This is a genomic window from Burkholderia territorii (assembly GCF_902833055.1).
Lineage (GTDB): Bacteria > Pseudomonadota > Gammaproteobacteria > Burkholderiales > Burkholderiaceae > Burkholderia > Burkholderia territorii.
This window is the reverse complement of record NZ_CADFEJ010000003.1, coordinates 405624-422977: the sequence shown is the minus strand read 5'-3', so window position 1 is coordinate 422977 and position 17354 is coordinate 405624. Positions and strand designations below refer to the sequence as shown.

Here is a 17354-nt window from a genome sequence, read left to right as displayed (position 1 = left end):
CTCCACTTTTTCGATGCGGTCTCCGACCGCCTTTTGTCAAAGAGCGAAAGCCATGCGGCCCGCGCTCGCCCCGTGTTGATGTCGTCGTTCATGCAGTGCGCGGGCCGCGTCGTCGGCGGCGGCAGGCGCGATCCCTTCCTCGAGCGACGCGCAGATCTCGTCCGCGCGCCGCGCGAGGACCGACAGCAGCGTGTCGGACAGGCCGTGGCTGTCTTCGCAGCAGCCTTGCAGGTAGATGCGCGGCGCGAAGTGCTCGGGCGTCGCGAGCAGGTAATCGCGCGTGACTTCGCCGCGCGCGAGCGCATCGCCCAGATGCGGCGCGAGCCCTTCGAGCAGCGCCGAGTGCGTGTCGCGCCGGTAGCCGGTCGCGAGCACTAGCGCATCGAACCGTTCGACGCGCGTCGCGCCGTTCATCCGGTCGCGCAGCGTCAGCTCGATGCGCCCGTCGGCGGCACGCACCGCGGTCTCGATCGCGCTGTTTGCGAGCAGCGCATGGCGCGGCGTGCCGTCGATGCGCTGCAGGTACAGCATTTCGTAGATCTGCTCGATCAGCGGCCGGTCGACCACCGCGTAGTTGGTGTCGCGATAGCGCTCGAGCAGCGCGCGGCGCGCGTCGTGCGGCTGCGCGTAGACGACGTCGGTGAACTCGGGGCTGAAGATCTCGTTGACGAACGGACTGTCGTCGGCCGGTTTCAATGCGCCCGCGCGCATCACGAGGCTCGCGTCGACGTGCGGGAAGCGGCGCGCGAGGTCGATGAACACCTCGGCCGCGCTCTGCCCCGCGCCGATCACCGCGATACGGCGACGCTCGCCGTGCGGCGCCGCGGCCAGCCGGTCGATGTCGGTCAGGTAGGACGACGAATGGATCACGCGATCGCGGCCGAGCGCGGCGAACGCGTCCGGCACCGCCGGCGTGCCGCCGACGCCGATCGACAGCGCGCGCGTCACGCGCTGGCGCTCGTGGCCGGCCGCATCGCGCGACAGCACGCGCAGCGCGTCGATCCGCGCGCCGTCGCCGCGCACGGGCTCGATCGCCGTGACGGTTTCGCTGTAATGGACCTGATCGGCGAATGCGTCGGCGACCCAGCTCAGATAGTCGTGAAATTCGACGCGGGTCGGATAGAAGTTCTTCAGGTTCACGAATTCGTTCAACCGGCCGCGTTCGAACAGGTAGTTGATGAACGTGTAGCGGCTCTTGGGATCGCGCATCGTGACGAGATCCTTCAGAAACGAGATCTGCATCCGGCAATCGTCGAGCAGCATGCCGCGATGCCAGCCGAATTCCGGCTGGCGTTCGACGAAGCAATGCGTGAGCGGACGCGTGCCGTTGCGTTCGGCGAGGCGCACGGCCAGCGCCAGGTTCGACGGCCCGAAGCCGACGCCGATCAGGTCGAATACGGTTTCTCTCTGCATGTCTCTCAGCTCCCTTGTCGGTGAAACCGGCCCGTCAGACGTGACGGCCGGAGAAGAAGGTCTCGCGCAACGTGCGCATCCACAGCGGTTGCCCGTCGGCGAGCGGCAGCCGCCGCTGCCGCGCGAAGCCGTGCCGCGCGAGGGTGTCGACGACCCGCGCGCGGCCGGCCGGGACCGCGCAGCCGACCGCTTCGGTGCGCGGATCGTCGAGAAACAGGTAATGCACGACCGACGGCAGCCAGCCCGCCACGCAATGCGGGCCGCGCCAGCGCGATTCGCCGACGAGCATCCGCAGCCCGCGGTCGTAATCGCGCGCGCCGACGTGCGGCGCGAGCGGGTCTTCCTTCAGCCAGAACGCCTCGACGTACGCGAACGGTTCGCCGTCGAAGCAGCCGACGAGCGGGCTCACGTGCGGATCGGCATCGGGCGACGTGCCGTCGGCGCCGGGCTGCGTGCCCGGCCAGCCGTCGCGCACGCGCGGCGTGTCGAACCAGTGCGCGACGCGCGCGGCGTCCTCGCCCGGCTGCCAGCCGCGCAGCGTGAAACGCACGCCGAGTGCCGGCAGGTCGCGCGCATAAACGTCGCCGCGCGGCGCGGGCGGCCGCCGCGGATGCCGCCGGCCGTCGGTCAGCATCGGCAGCGTCGCGCACGGCAACGGCGTGCCGACGCGCCACAGATCGGCCTGCTGCGCCCAGCCTTCGCGCATGCACAGGCCGCCGTCGGCGAGCACGCCGCTTGCGCGCAGCGCATCGAGCGCGACCGCCGGCCACGCGGCCGGGTCGAGCCGGATCGCCGCACGGCGCGCGTCGTCGGAAAACGCGGCGGCGAGCGCGGCCAGCACTGCGCGGCGCTGGTCGCCCGGCGCCGCGCGATGGTTGTACGCGACGAGGCGCAGCGTGCCGTCGTCCGCAAGCTGCGCGCGCAGCAGCTGCGCGCCGATGCCGTCGCCCTGCGCGACGCGGATTTCCGCGTCGTTGCGCACGGCGAACAGGCCGTCCGCGAACGCGAGACGGCAGGTGTCCGGCATCGTGAATGCGTCCGGACGCACCTCAGCCAGCATCGCGCACCTCCTCCGTCTCGGCCGACGCATCGAGTCGCGCACCGAGCGCCGCGAGCGTCGGCGACGCGAACACGTCGGCCACCGTCAGCGCATGCCCGGCGCGGCAGGCGGCATCGACGAAGCGCACGACGTCGAACGAAGTCGCGCCGGCTTCGAACAGGTCGGCGTCGGCTGCCGGCGCGGCGGTGGCGAACGTGTCGGACCACAGCGCGGCGAGCGCGGCTGCCGCTTGCGGCGCGCGCGATGCCGCCGGGACGTGCGCCGCCGCACGGCCGGATGCGTCGACTGCGACTTCGACCGCCGCCGACGCCGCGTACCGCGCATCGGGCGCGCCGAGCGCCGCTTCCTGCGCACCGGCGAAACGCGCGACTTCGTCGTGGTAAAGGTCGACGAGCGCGTCGACGAAATCGCCGTCGAGCAATTCATCCGCATATGAAAATGCGGCGCTCACGCGGCCGTCCGGATGCTCGACCACGTCCAGCTCCAGCGTGAAAACGACGCGATGACGCACGTCGTCGAACTCGGCAAGCGACAGGCCGGCCCAGTCGCGCGCGGCGGCACCCGTCGGGCGCAGGTAGTTGAACATCACCTGGAACAGCGGATTGGCGTGCGCGACACGCGGCGAATGCAGCGCGGCGACGACGTCGGCGAACGGCACGTCGGCATGCGCATACGCGGCGAGCGCCGTATCGCGCACCTGTGCGAGCACGTCCGCGCGGCATGCCGCCGCGTCGAGCCGCGTGCGCACGACGACCGAATTGATGAACAGGCCAAGCGCGTCGCACGCCGCGTCGCCCGTCAGCTCGCGCGTCGATGCCAGCACGCCGACCGGCTGGTCGGCCGCACCGGTCAGGCGGAACAGCGCGGTGTTGAGCGCCGCATGCAGCAGCATCGGCAGCGTCGCGTGCGCGGCCGATGCGGCGTCGCGCGCGGCACGGATCAGCGATGCGTCGAACTCGAACGCGATGCGCGCCGCGCGCCATTGCGGGACGGCCGGCGCATTTGCGCGCCGCGGCAGCACGGGCGGCGGCAGGTCGGCGAGCGCGTCGCGCCAGTACGCGACGCGGGCCGGATGGCACGGCGCGGGCAGCACGAGCGACGTGTTTTCCGCCGTCGCCGACGTCGATGCCGAACTGGCTGACGCCGCTTCGCCGCGCACGAACGCGACATAGCGTGCACGCACCGCGTCGAGCCACAGTTCGATCGATTCGCCGTCCGACACGATGTGATGAATCGTCACCGACAGCACGTGATCGTCGTCGCCGACGCGCAGCACGCGCGCCCGCCACAGCGGCGCATCGGCGGCGAGATCGAACGGCGCGAGCGCATCGGCGTCGGTGAGCGCCGTCGCGCGGGCGAGCGCATCGGGCCGTGCCGACAAGTCGACGAGCGGCAGCGCGACGGGCGCTGCGGCGGCGATCCGCTGGCCCGGCAGCATGCCGTCGCGCGCGACGATCCGTGCACGCAGCGCCGGGTGCGAGGCCGCCACGGCCGAGAACGCCGCGCGCAGCGCATCGACGTCGAGCGGACCGCGCACGCGCAGCGCGACCGGAATGTTGTACGCGGCGCTGTCCGGCTGCGCGCGCCACAGGAACCACAGGCCGAGTTGCGCGGGCGACAGCGGCCATACGCCGTGCGCGTCGGGTTTGACCATCGCGATACCCGGAGCCGACGCACCGGCGTGCACGGTGCGCGGCGCGTCGGCCACCTGGCGCGCGTATTGCGCGAGCACCGGCGCTTCGAACAGCGCACGCACGGGCACGTCGCGGCCGAGCCGCTCGGCAACGCGCGTGGCGACGCGCACCGCCGCCAGCGAATGGCCGCCGAGTTCGAAGAAGTGATCGCCGCGGCCGACGCGTTCGACGTTCAGCACCTCGCGCCAGATTGCCGCGAGCACGGTTTCATCGCCGTCGTGCGGCGCTTCATATGCGCGTTCGACGCGCGCCGGCGCCGGCAGCCGCGCCCGGTCGACCTTGCTGTTCGCGTTGCGCGGCAGCGCGTCGAGCACGATCAGTTGCGCGGGAACCATGTAGTCCGGCAACGTGCGACGCAGATGCGCGTCGAGCGTCGCGGCCTCGACGGGCCGCGCGGCCGACTGCGCGTCGGCGGTCAGTTCGACGTAGGCGACGAGCTGCGCGTGCGCGCCCTGCCCGTGCACGACCGCGCATGCTTCGCGCACCGCATCGTGCGCGGCCAGCTGCGCCTCGATCTCGCCGAGCTCGATGCGCAGCCCGCGCAGCTTCACCTGATGATCGACGCGGCCGATGAAGTCGAACACGCCGTCCGCACGGCGCCGCACGAGGTCGCCCGTCCGGTACAGGCGCGCGCCAGGCGCGCCGTACGGATCGGGCACGAAGCGCTCGGCCGTCAGCGCGGGACGATCGAGATAGCCGCGCGCGACGCCGATTCCCTCGCCGCCCAGGTACAGCTCGCCGATCACGCCGACCGGCAGCGGATGCAGCCGTGCGTCGAGCACGTGCGCGGTGCGCGCACCGACCAGCGTGCCGATCGGCAGATACGCGGCGTCGCCGAGCTTCGCGAGATCGTCGCCGGGGCGGAACATCCAGAGCGTCGGCGTGATCACGGTTTCGGTCGGGCCGTAGCCGTTGACCACGCGTACATTCGGCATCGCGCGGCGCAGCATGGCGAACGCTTCGCGCGACGTCGCCTCGCCGCCGACGGTCAGCGAGCGCAGCGTCGGCGGCGCGCCGTGCGCGAGCGCCCATTCGGCGAGCTGCGCGGCGCACCCGGGCGGCACGTAGGTCATCGTCACGCCGTCGCGGATCATCATCGCGCAGGTCTGCGCGGGCGGCCACAGCACGTCGGCCGTCACCGACACGGCGGCGCCCGACAGGTATTGCGAAAACCAGCCTTCGTGCGCACCGTCGAAGTTGACCGACTGGAACAGCAGGAACACGTCGTTCTCGCCCACGCCGTAGCGCTCGGCGATCGCCACGCAATGGCGCGCGAACGCCGCGTGATCGACGACCACGCCCTTCGGCTTGCCGGTCGAGCCCGACGTGTAGATCACGTAGGCCGCATGGCCGGGCAGCACGTCCGGCAGCGCGACGTCCGCGGCCTCGCCGAGTGCATCGACTTCGTCCGCGCGCCAGATGCGCAATGCCGGCAGCTGCGGCAGCGATGCGACGCTCGCGCCATCGGTCAGCACGTGCGCGATGCCCGCATCGCCGACGATCTGCGCGAGGCGCTCGCGCGGATGGGCCGGGTCGAGCGGCACGAACGCGGCGCCGGATTTCAGCACCGCGATCAGCGCAACCAGCAGGTCGACCGAGCGCTGCAGCGCGACGCCAACGCGCATTTCAGGCCGCACGCCGGCCGCGACGAGGTTGCGCGCGATGCGTGCCGCGCGCGCGTCGACCTCGCCGCGCGTGAGCGCGCGATCGATGTCGGCGACACCGCGTGCGTCGGGCCGCGCCTGCGCATGCGCGGCGATCCGTGCGTGCACGGGAACGAACGGTTCGGCTTCGGCCGCGCCTGCCGGCGCGTTCCACGCGAACAGTTGCGCGCGTTCGTCGGCCGGCAGCCAGTCGAGATCGCCGACCGGCACATGCGGGCGCGCGAGCGCATCGCCGAGCAGCGTGACGAGACGCGCGGCCAGCCGCGCGATCGCGTCGGCATCGAACAGGTCGAGCGCGTAGATGAACGCGGCGTCGAACGTGCCGTCGGGCGTCGCCTCGACGGAAAGCGTCAGGTCGAATTTCGCGGACGGTGTGCCGGACGGCAGCAGCGTCGCCGATGCTGCGCCGAACGCGGGCAGCGCGTGGCGTTCGCCATACGCGGCCATTACCTGGAACAGCGGATGATGACTCGCGCTGCGCGGCACGCCGAGCGCGTCGACGACCTGCTCGAACGGCACGTCCTGATGCATCTGCGCATCGACGAGCGCGCGCTGCGTGCGCGCGACCAGCGACGCGAAGTCGCCGTGCGCGGGCACGTCGACATCGATCGCGAGCGTGTTGACGAAGAAGCCGATCAGCCCGGCCGTTTCCGCGCGCTCGCGGTTCGCGGCGGGCACACCGACGCAGATCCGCGCATCGCCGGTCGCGCGGGCGAGCAGCGCGTCGAGCGCCGCGAGCAGCACCGCGAACGGCGTCGCGCCCGATGCGGCCGCGAACGCCCGCAGCTGCGCGCCGATGCGTGCGTCGAGCGCAAACACGTGACGCCCGCCGCGTGCGCTGCGGCGTGCGGGTCGTGCAGTCGCACCGGGCAGCGTCAGCACGCCGCGCTGCGGATCGAGCCGCTCGCGCCAGAACGCCAGCTGCCGGTCGCGCTCGCCGGCATCGAGCCAGCGGCGCTGCCACAGCGCATAGTCCGCATACTGGATCGGCAGCGGCGCGAGCGGCACCGGCGCGCCCGTCGCATACGCGCGATAGAACGCCGCGAGCTCGTCCAGCATCACGCCCGACGACCAGCCGTCCGACACGATGTGGTGAACGGTCAGCGCGAGCCAGTGATGCGTCGCGTCGAAGCGGATCAGGTGCGCCCGCACGAGCGGTGCCACGCCGAGATCGAACGCGCCGGCTTCATCGGCCATTGCGACGCTTTCGGCGCGCGCGACGCGCTGCGCATCAGGCAGCGCTTCGAGATCGGTCTCCCGCCACGGGCAACGCAACGGCGGATGGATCGTCTGCGCGACGCCGTCGTCCGCTTCGTCGAAGGTCGTGCGCAGTGCTTCGTGGCGCGCGATCAGCGCATCGCACGCGAGCCGCAGCGCATGCGCGTCGAGCGGGCCCGTCAGCGCGAGCCGCTCGGTGATGTGATACGCGTGCGGCGCATCGATCAGCCGCGCATGCAGCCACAGCCGCGTCTGCGCGAACGAGGCCGGCACGCGATCGCTGCGCGGCGTGCGCGGCGGGATCGGCAGCACGCGGAAGTCGATGCCGGCCGCGCCGAGCTTGTCGATGAACACCGCGCGCTGCGCGTCCGGCAGTTGCGCGAAGCGCGTTGCAAGGGCGAGCCAGTCGGGTTGAGCCTTCGTCATCCGGGGTCCTTATTGGGTTTCCAGTTCGCCGAGCAGCGCATCGATCGCGCTCGCCGCGTCGGTCTCGCCGCGTGCCGCGCAGGCGGCGTCGATCGCCTCCGCACAGCGGGCGAGCGTGCGGGTGTCGAACAGCGTGCGCAGCGGCAGCGCGAGGCCCCAGTGCAGGTTCGCCTGCGCATGCGCCTGCGTCGCGAGCAGCGAGTGGCCGCCGAGCTGGAAGAAATCGTCGTCGCGGCCGATCGCGTCCACGTGCAGCACGCGCTGCCAGATCGCCGCGAGCGCGCGCTGCGTGTCGGTCGCGAGTTCGACAGCCGCGGCCGCGTCGCGCACCGGCGCGGGCAGCGCATGGCGATCGCATTTGCCGTTCGGCGTGACCGGCAGCGCGTCGAGCTCGATCAATTGCGACGGCACCATGTAGGCCGGCAACTGCGCACGCAACGAATCCAGCAACGCGGCGCGGTCGAGCGGCCCCGCGTCGCCACATGCGACATAGCCGACCAGTTGCTCGTCGCGCACGATCACGACGGCGTCATGCACGCCGGGCGCGGCGCGCAGCAGCGCCTCGATCTCGCCCGGCTCGATCCGCTGGCCGCGCAGCTTCACCTGCGTGTCGACGCGGCCGAGGTAGTCGAGCGCGCCGTCGGCGCGACGCCGCGCGAGGTCGCCGGTGCGATACATGCGCGCGCCCGGCACGAACGGATCGGGCACGAAACGCTCGGCGGTCAGCCCCGGGCGGCCGAGATAGCCGCGCGCGAGGCCCGCGCCGGCCAGGTACAGTTCGCCGGTCGCACCGGCCGGCACGGGCTGCCAGGCCGCGTCGAGCACGTGCAGTTGCAGGTTCGCGATCGGATGGCCGATCGGCACCGCGACGGCGCTCGCGTCGGCGGGGCCGCAGGTCCAGTGCGACACGTCGATCGCGGCTTCGGTCGGCCCGTACAGGTTCACGAGCGTTGCGTTCGGCAGGAGGCGCGCGACCTTCGCGACGAGTTCGGGCGCGAGCGCCTCGCCACTCGCGACGATCAGGCGCACGCTGTCGCACTGCGCGGCGGCCGAAAAATCGTCGAGATACGCGGCGAACGCGGCCAGCATCGACGGCACGAAGTGCAGCACCGTCACGCCGTGCGCATGGATCGCGGCTGTGAGGCGGGCCGGATCGCGGTGGTCGCCCGGCGCGGCGATCGCGAGCTTCGCGCCGGTCGCGAGCGGCCACACGAATTCCCACACCGACACGTCGAAGCCGAACGGCGTCTTGTGCAGCACGACGTCGTCGCGCGTCAGCCCGTATGCGTGCTGCATCCACGCGATCCGGTTCGCGAGCGCGCCGTGCGAGTTGCCGGCGCCCTTCGGCTTGCCGGTCGAGCCGGACGTGTAGATCAGGTATGCGAGCTGCGCATCGTGGATGTCGGTTGCAATGTCGATGGCGGTGTCACCCGATTCGTCCGCGAGCAGGTCGGCCACCGTCAGAAGCGCGGCCGACGCGTCGTTGCCGAGCGCGGCTTCGACCTGCTCGCGCAGATGCGCGTGCGTAATGACAACCGCGGGCCGCGCATCGCGCAGCAGGTACGCGATGCGCTCGGCCGGATAGTCGGGATCGACCGGCAGATACGCGGCACCGGCCTTCAGCACGCCGACGAGCGCGGTCACCATGTCGAACGAACGCTCGACGCACAGTGCAACCGGCGTGTCGGGCTGCACGCCGCGCCGGCGCAATGCGGCGGCCACGCGTGTCGTGTCCAGGTCGAGCTCGCGATAGGTCGCGCGCTGCACGCAGCCGTCGGCATCCGCGTATTCGAGCGCGATCGCGTCGGGCGTCGCGCGTGCGGCGGCCGCGAATTGCAGGTGCAGCGGCTGCCGTTGCGCATCGGGCCACGTCCGTGCGGTGTCCTGCGCGCGCGCCAGTGCGGCGCGCGTGTCGTCGTCGGCGATCGACAGCGTGCCGAGCAGCGCGTCCGGCATGTGCGCCAGCGCGTCGAGCGCACATGCGAACGCGCGGTGCCAGCGTTCGACCTGCTGCGTATCGATACGCGCGGTGTCGTAACCGTAATCGATCGTGAGTTCGGCACCGCTTTCGATCACGAGCGTCAGCGCGAAGTCCGTGGATTCGATGCTGCGCACGCTGCTCAGCGCGAGTGCGCGCGGATCGGCATCGCGCGCCGTGTCGTCGACCGGATAGTTCTCGAACACGACCAGCGTGTCGAACAGCGCACCGCCGGCGCCGCGCGCCCAGCGCTGGATGTCGGCGAGCGGCGTATGCGCGTGCTCGGCGGCAGCCGCGTTGTCGCGCTGCAGCGCCTGCAGCCAGTCGGACGCGCGCTGATGCGGCGCGGGTGCCGTGATGACCGGCAGCGTGTTGATGAACAGACCGAGCACCGAGTCGACGTCCGCGAGCGCGTCGGGACGGCCCGCGACGGTCGCGCCGAACGCAATGGCCGGCTGGTGCGTCATCCGCTGCAACGCGAGCGCCCATGCGCCCTGCACCAGCGTGTTGACGGTCAGCTTCAGCGCGCGCGCCGTCTGCGCGACACGCGTCGTCGCCGCCGTATCGATCGTCGCGCGCCACGCAAGCATTTCCGCCTGCGCACGATCGGCGACGCGCTCGGCGATCAGCGTCGGCGCGTCGAGACGCGCGAGCCGCGCGGTCCAGAAGCGCTCGTCGGCCGCGCGGTCGCGCGTGCCGAGCCATGCGATGAAGTCGCGATAGCGCAGTGCCGGGCGCCGCTCGAACGGCGACACCGCATCGGGATCGCGATAATCGCGCAACACGTCCGCGAGCAGGCGCGCGGTGCTCCAGCCGTCGAGCAGCACGTGGTGACGTGTCCACACGACGCGCCACGCATCGTCGGCGACGCGGATCAGCGTGAGCCGCATCAGCGGCGGCTCGCGCCAGTCGAAGCCGCGCGTGCGGTCGGCCGCGAGCCACGCGTCGAAATCGGCGTCCAGCGTGTCGCCGCGCGTGCGCCAGTCGAGCTGTTCGACCGGCATCCGCGCATGACGATGCACGCATTGCAGCGGTGCGGCCTCGTCGGGCATCACGCTGGTGCGCAGGATGTCGTGGCGTGCGACGGATGCGGCGAACGCGGCCGCGAGCCGGTCGGCATCGAGCGCCGTTGCGGTCGCGACGAGCTGGTTCACGTAGCTTGCATGACCGGGCGCGAACAGCGCATGGAACAGGATCCCCTGCTGCATCGGCGACAGCGGATACACGTCGTCGATCGTGCGCCAGTCGAGCGGCGCGCGCTCGATCGCGGCCTGCGTGAGGCCGGCGGCCTGCGCGAGCGGGAAGTCGCCCGGCGTCGCACCGCCGCCGCGATGCGCGATGCGCGACGCGCAGGCGCCGGCGAGTTCGCGCAGCGCGGCGGCGAAGCGATTCGCGAACGCATCGATCGTCGCACGCTCGAACTGCGGCGCGCCGTAGACCCAGTGAACCTTCAGCGTGCGGGCGCCGTCGCGGTCGGTATCGAGGTACGCGTGAATCGCGAGCGTGTTGCCGAGCGGCCCGTGCGGGTCGCGCTCGATGCCGGTGCCGCCGAAACGCGGCACGAGCACGGCGTCGCGCGGTGCATCGAACTGGCCGAGATAGTTGAACGTGACACGCGGACGCGGCACGGCGGCCAGCGCCGCACGCGTCGCCGCGTCGCCGTGGTGCGCGAGCACGCCAAAGCCGAGGCCCTTGTGCGGGACTGCGCGCAGCGTGTCCTTGATCGCGCACAGCGTGTCGCGCGCGGTGGCTTCGACCGGCAGCGTGACCGGATAATGGCTCGTCAGCCACCCGACCGTGCGGCTTGCATCCGCATCGTCGAACAGCGCCTCGCGTCCATGCCCCTCGAGTTCGACGCGGCACGATGCGGCACCATCGGCGCCGGCCAGCGCCAGTGCGAGCGCCGCAACCAGCAGTTCGACCGTCTGCGTGCGATAGGCGGCGTGCGCATCGGTCAGTACGGCGCGAGTCAGCGCCGCGTCGATCGTCTGCACGACGACTGCCGCATCGGCGTTCGTCGCCGGTGCGTCGGGATGATCGGGCACGAGGTCGTCGCCCTGTGCCATCCGCACCCAGTAAGCCGTTTCGGCGGCGAACGGCGACGCTGGCTCCGTCGCGGCACGCGCGAGGCGTGCGGCCCATGCATCCGCACGCAAGCCCGGCTGCGACAGGCGCACGGGGGCGCGTTCGCATGCGGCACGATATGCGGCGTCCAGGTCGTCGAGCAGGATGCGCCACGACACGCCGTCGACGATCACGTGATGAATCGCCAGATACAACCGTGTCGCACCGTCCGGCAGCCGCGCGGCGCATGCGCACGCGAGCGGCCCGCGACCGAGATCGAGGCGGCGCTGCAACGCGTCGAAGCGTGCCAGCGCGTCGGCTTCGTCGTGCGCGGCGACTTCGACGAACGGCAGTGCATCGTACGGTTTCGCCGCGTCGCTCGCGTGCCAGTGGCCGTCCGCGCCGCGTGCGAAGCGCTGGCGGAACGCGTCGTGATGCGTGAGCAACGCATCGAACGCGCGCGCGAATGCATCGGCGTCGAACGGGCCGCGCACGTCGAACGCGACCGACTGGTTCCAGTGGCCCGGATGCGGCACGTCGAGCGCGAAGAAGCGCTGCTGCGCGGGCGTCAGGATCGCCGCCACGGCAGCCGTTGCGGCCTGGACCGGCACCTGCGCTGCCGGCGTCGTCGCGGGCGTTGCTGCGGCGACGTCTTCGGTCTTCGCGACGCGCGCGAGCTCGGCGACCGTCGGGCCGTCGAACAGTTGCTTCGGCGTGAAGCGCACGCCGCGCTTGCGCGCGCGTGCGATCACCTGCAGCACCAGAATCGAGTCGCCGCCGAGCTCGAAGAAGTTGTCGTCGCGGCCGACGTGCGGCGCCTTCAGCACCGCCTGCCAGACTTCGGCGAGCGTCGTTTCGACCGGCCCCTGCGGCGCATCGCCGGCTGCTGTCGCCACCGGCGCGGCGGCCAGCTCGCGCAGCGCCGCGCGATCGATCTTGCCGTTCGCGGTCACCGGCAGGCGCGCGAGCGCGACGAACTGCGCGGGCATCATGTAGTCGGGCAGCGTCGTGCCGAGCGCCGTGCGCATGGCTGCCTCGTCGAATGCCGCGCCGTCGCGCATCACGACGAACGTCGCGAGCCGCAGGCGGCCGTCATGCTCGATCGCGAGCGTCTCGGCCTGCGCGACCGGCCCGGCCGCGCGCACCGCCGCGCTCACCTCGCCCGGCTCGACGCGATAGCCGCGAATCTTCACCTGGTCGTCGATGCGGCCGAGGAACGCGATGCGACCGTCCGCGCGCAGGCGCACGCGGTCGCCCGTGCGATACAGGCGCGCACCGGCCGCGAACGGATCGGGCACGAAGCGCTCGGCGGTCTGCGCCGGCCGGTTCAGGTAGCCGCGCGCCACGCCCGGCCCGCCCAGATACAGCTCGCCCGTCGCACCTGCCGGCACGCACGCGCCGAACGCATCGAGCACCAGCGCGCGCGCATTCGGCAGCGGTCCGCCAAGCGGCACGCCGCTCGCGGGATCGCGCGCGTCGGCGGCGATCGATGCGGTGTCGCACACGAGCGCGCCGACGGTCGCTTCGGTCGGCCCGTAATGGTTGATCACGCGGCAGGCAGGCGCCAGCGCGGCCACGCGCGCGACGAGCGCCCACGTGAGCGTTTCGCCGCCGGTCACGAGCGCATGGCGCGGCAGCACGTCGGCCGGCACGCGCGCGTCGAGCAACGCCTGCAGGTGGCTCGGCACGATCTTCAACACGCCGACGTCGCGCCGGCGCATTTCATTCGCGAAGAGGTCCGGATCGAACGCGCATGCGGCCGGCAGCAGGTGCAGCGTGCGGCCCGCGCACAGCGCGCCGAACAGCGTCGTGTGGCCGAGGTCGGCGGCGACGGTCGATACCATCGCGAACGACGCGTCCGGAGCGAACGCCAGCTCGTCGAGCATTCCCTGCACGTAGTCGGCCAATGCGCCGTGCGACACGACGACGCCCTTCGGCGTGCCGGTCGAACCCGACGTATAGATCAGATAGGCGCCCTGTTCGCGATGCGGCGCGACGCGTACGCCGGCCGCATGCGCGAGCGTCGCGTCCTGCGCGAGCGCGTCGACGTCGAGCGGCTGCGCCGTGCTGCCGGCCGGCCACGCGGCCACATCGCGGCCATGCGCGACGAGCGCCCAGCGCGCGCCGCAATCGGCGGCCGCGGCCGCGATGCGCGCGCCCGGCTGGGCCGGGTCGAGCAGCACGGCCAGCGCGCCGGCCTTCAGTGCGCCGAGCAGGCCGACGACGAAGCGGGCCGAGCGCTCGATGCAGACGATGACGGGTGCTTCGGCGGCCACGCCGCGCAGCGTCAACGCATGTGCGACGCGGTTCGACGTATCGTCGAGTTCGGCGAACGTCAGCGACGCCGACGCATCAGCAAGCGCGACGCGATGCGGATACGCGGCAGCCTGCCGCGCGAAGGCGGCGACGACGTCCGCGTGTTCGACGTCGAGCGCACGCCCGTCGCGCGGCTGGCGCAGCGCCGGCGAGGCATCGCACGGCAGCGCGGCCGTCGTGCGGTGCGGTTCATGAGCGGCGGCCGCGACGAGCGCAGCATAGCTGTCGAGCCACGCGCGCGCGGTGCCGGCATCGATGCAGTCGGTCGCATAGGCGGCGACCAGTTCGATTCCGTGCGCATCGTCGGTGAAATCCAGCGCGAAGTCGAAGCGCGCGGCGAGATCGGGGCCCGGCGTCGCGACCGCGGTCGCGCCCGGCAGCACGCTGTCGTGCCGTGCATCGAACTGTTGCGCGAATTTCACGCGCAGCCATTCGTCGCCGCGCTTGACGGGCGGCTTCACCGCATCGACGACGCGCTCGAACGGCACGTCCTGGTGCGCGACCGCATCGAGCGCCGCCGTGCGCGCCGCGTCGACCAGCGCGCGGAACGGCAGCGTCGGCGCCACCCGCACGCGCAGCGCGACCGTATTCAGGAACAAGCCGAGCAATGCGCGCGTTTCCGGGCGCTGGCGGTGCGCGACCGGCACCGCGACGACCACGTCGGTCTCGCCGGTCAGGCGCGACAGCCACGCGTCCAGTGCGGCCAGCAGCACCGTGAAGACGGTGGCCTGCGCATCGCGCGCGAGACGCCGGATGTCGGCGGCCGCCGTGTCGGGCAGGCGGACCGAGACGCGTGCGCCGTGCAGCGTGCGCGTCGCGCCCGGTTGACGGTCGACCGGCAGCGCGAGCGGGCCCGGCACGTCGCGCAATGCATCGCGCCAGTAGTCGAGCTGACGCTCGCCCTCGCCGCCGGCGAGCATGTCGCGCTGCCAGTCCGCATAGTCGGCGTACTGGATCGGCAGTGCCGGCAACGACGGATCGCGGCCTTGCGCATACGCGCTGTAAGCGGCCGCCAGTTCGTCGAACGCGCAGCGCGAGCTCCAGCCGTCGGTGATCGCGTGGTGCGCGGTCAGCAGCAGCCGGTGACGATCGTCGGCGAGCGCGATGAGCGTCGCGCGCAGCAGCGGCCCGCTCGACAGATCGAACGGCGTGCCTGCGTCGCGCTCGGCGGTGCGCGCGGCTTGCGCGTCGCGCGCGGCCGGCGATTCGCCGCGCAAGTCGAGCGTCGCGATCGCAACGGGCAGACGGGCATGGATGCGCTGCATCACGATGCCTTCGCCGTTGTCGACGAGCGTCGTGCGCCACGCGTCGTGCCGCTCGATCACGTGATCGAGCGCACGCTGCAATGCGGCGCGGTCGAGCGCGCCGTCGATCGTCCAGTGCGCGGCGATGTGATACGCGGCGCCTGCGTCGCGCGTTTGCGCGAGCACCCAGAAACGTTGCTGGGCGAGCGAAGCGGCGCGATCGACGTACGGGGCATCCGATCCAGCCGCGCCGGCCGGCGCGCGGCGTGCGGCAATCGCGGCCAGCGGCTCGCCCGTCTCGCGTTCCGCGCGATCGACGTGCGCGGCCAGCGCGGCCAGCGCCGGATCGGCGAACAGCGTGTCGAGCCGCAGGTTCACGCGCAACGCGGCGCGGATCGCGGCCTGCAGTTGCATCGCCGCGAGCGAATCGGCGCCCAGCATGAAGAAGCGGTCGTCGCGCGACGGCGTCGTGTCGAGCCCGAGCAGCGTTTGCCAGAGGCCGGCGATCTGCTGTTCGGTCGGCGTGCACGGCGCGTCGCCCGCGGTGCGTTCGGTATCGCGGGCGGCCGCGATGCGCTCACGCAGCGCGGCACGATCGATCTTGCCGTTCAGCGTGTACGGCAGCGCATCGCAGCGCACGAAGCGATGCGGCTGCCACGCGGCGGGCAACTGCGCGCCCACGTGCGCCTTCAGCGCGGCATCGTCGGCCGCCGCGCGCAGCGCCACACACGCGATCAGCCGCGTCGGCCCGTGGCCGGTTTCGGCGATCACGGCGGCGTCGGCCACCGCCGGATGCGCGCGCAGGCACGCGGCGATTTCCGCCGGTTCCACACGCACGCCACGCACCTGGACCTGGTCGTCGAGGCGGCCGAGATAGTCGAACGTGCCGTCGGCGCGCAGACGCGCGAGGTCGCCCGTTCGGTACACGCGGGCCCCGGGTTCGCCGTGCGCATCGGGAATGAAGCGTTCGGCCGTCAGCGCCGGGCGGCCGTGATAGCCGCGCGCGACGCATACGCCGCCCAGCAGCAGTTCGCCGCCCTCGTCCGGTCCGCCCTGCTCGCCTGTCTCGTCGCCGGCGATGCGCGCGACGCGCGGGCCGATCGCGCGACCGATCGGCAGCGCCGCATACGCATCGCCCGTCGCCAGCACCGGCGTTTCGCCCGGCTCGACCGGCCACAGCATCGGCGAGATCACGGCCTCGGTGGGCCCGTAGCCGTTGATCAGGCGAACCGACGGGAACGTGCGGCGCACGAATTCGAATGCCTGCTGCGGCAGCGCTTCGCCACCGAACGCGAGCACGCGCAACGCCGGCGGCACGCCGTCGCGCGCGGCGACGGCCGCGAATTCGCGCAGATACGCAGGCGGAAACGCGGCGACGCTGACCGATTCCCGCACCATCAGCGCATGGGCGGCGTCCGGCGCGAATGGCTGCGGCGGCGCAATCGTCACGCTCGCGCCGATCGCGAGCGGCGCGAGCCAGCACTCGTGCGCGGCATCGAAATTGACCGACGCGAAATGCAGCAGGCGGTCGCCGCTCTCGATCGGCAGCGCGGCCGCGAGCGCGTCGCAATGCGCGGCGAGCGGCCCGTGCTCGACGACCACCGCCTTCGGCGTGCCCGTCGAGCCCGACGTGTAGATCATGTAGGCCGCCGAGCGCGGATGCACGGGCACGTCCTCGTCGTCGACGCTGGCGGCGGCGCCCGTACCCGCATCCGCGGACATCGCGTCGAACGCATGTTCGAGCGGCGCGCCGAGCGCCGCGCGGCCTGCCGCGTCGACGATTCCGTGGCGCAGTTGCGCATCGCGCACGATCCAGTCCAGCCGCGCGGCCGGATGACGCGGATCGAGCGGCACGAATACGCCGCCCGCCTTCAGCACGGCGAGCAGCGCGACGAACAGCTCGCACGAGCGTTCGACGCAGACGCCCACCCGCACTTCCGCGCCGACACCGGCCGCGCGCAGTTGGCGGGCAAGATGCGACGCACGCGCGTCGAGCGCGCCGCGCGACAGGCGCAGGTCGCTCTGGAAAGGCGCGGCGAGCGCGGGCGCGTCGGGCGCACGGCGCGCCAGTTCGCGAATTCGGTAATGCAGCGCAGTCGGGAAACTCGTCATGTGCGTGAAGTCCTTCGGTCCGGCCGCTTCGGCCAAGTCTCGGGGCCGCATGGGGCGGCTTCACTGGTGTGACGAACGGCGCGGCCGATTTTTTACCGTTTTGCGCGCAAAGTCGGAACGAACGCATTTTTCGAAGGCAGCGCTAAATATTTGCGCGGCCCGTTC

Annotated in this window: 4 protein-coding genes; all 4 read right to left on the bottom strand. The window is 72.2% G+C overall.

Translation table 11 applies throughout. From position 1 onward, the window contains the following. Positions 1–36: 36 nt before the first annotated feature. From HW466_RS09155 to HW466_RS09140, 4 genes are read right to left on the bottom strand one after another with little or no spacing between them, the layout of a single operon-like run. A complete protein-coding gene (locus HW466_RS09155; RefSeq protein WP_174905421.1) occupies positions 37–1413 on the bottom strand; it encodes a lysine N(6)-hydroxylase/L-ornithine N(5)-oxygenase family protein in 1377 nt (458 codons plus the stop codon). Between the two features lie 34 nt (positions 1414–1447). Next, positions 1448–2473 (bottom strand): GNAT family N-acetyltransferase, encoded by a 1026-nt coding sequence (locus HW466_RS09150; protein ID WP_174905422.1) that lies wholly within the window; start codon positions 2471–2473, stop codon positions 1448–1450. Then, positions 2463–7475, bottom strand: coding sequence for a non-ribosomal peptide synthetase (locus tag HW466_RS09145; RefSeq protein WP_174905423.1), 5013 nt, complete (start codon positions 7473–7475; stop codon positions 2463–2465). Before HW466_RS09145 ends, HW466_RS09150 begins: the two co-directional genes overlap by 11 nt. A gap of 9 nt (positions 7476–7484) precedes the next feature. Then, the gene (locus tag HW466_RS09140; RefSeq protein WP_174905457.1) at positions 7485–17189 is read right to left on the bottom strand and encodes a non-ribosomal peptide synthetase; all 9705 of its coding nucleotides are present in this window, start codon (positions 17187–17189) and stop codon (positions 7485–7487) included. Positions 17190–17354: the final 165 nt, after the last annotated feature.

Coding starts and splice junctions, on each gene's coding strand:
- HW466_RS09155 (WP_174905421.1), bottom strand. CDS start 1,413: ATGCAGAGAGAAACCGTATTCGACCTGATCGGCGTCGGCTTCGGGCCG.
- HW466_RS09150 (WP_174905422.1), bottom strand. CDS start 2,473: ATGCTGGCTGAGGTGCGTCCGGACGCATTCACGATGCCGGACACCTGC.
- HW466_RS09145 (WP_174905423.1), bottom strand. CDS start 7,475: ATGACGAAGGCTCAACCCGACTGGCTCGCCCTTGCAACGCGCTTCGCG.
- HW466_RS09140 (WP_174905457.1), bottom strand. CDS start 17,189: ATGACGAGTTTCCCGACTGCGCTGCATTACCGAATTCGCGAACTGGCG.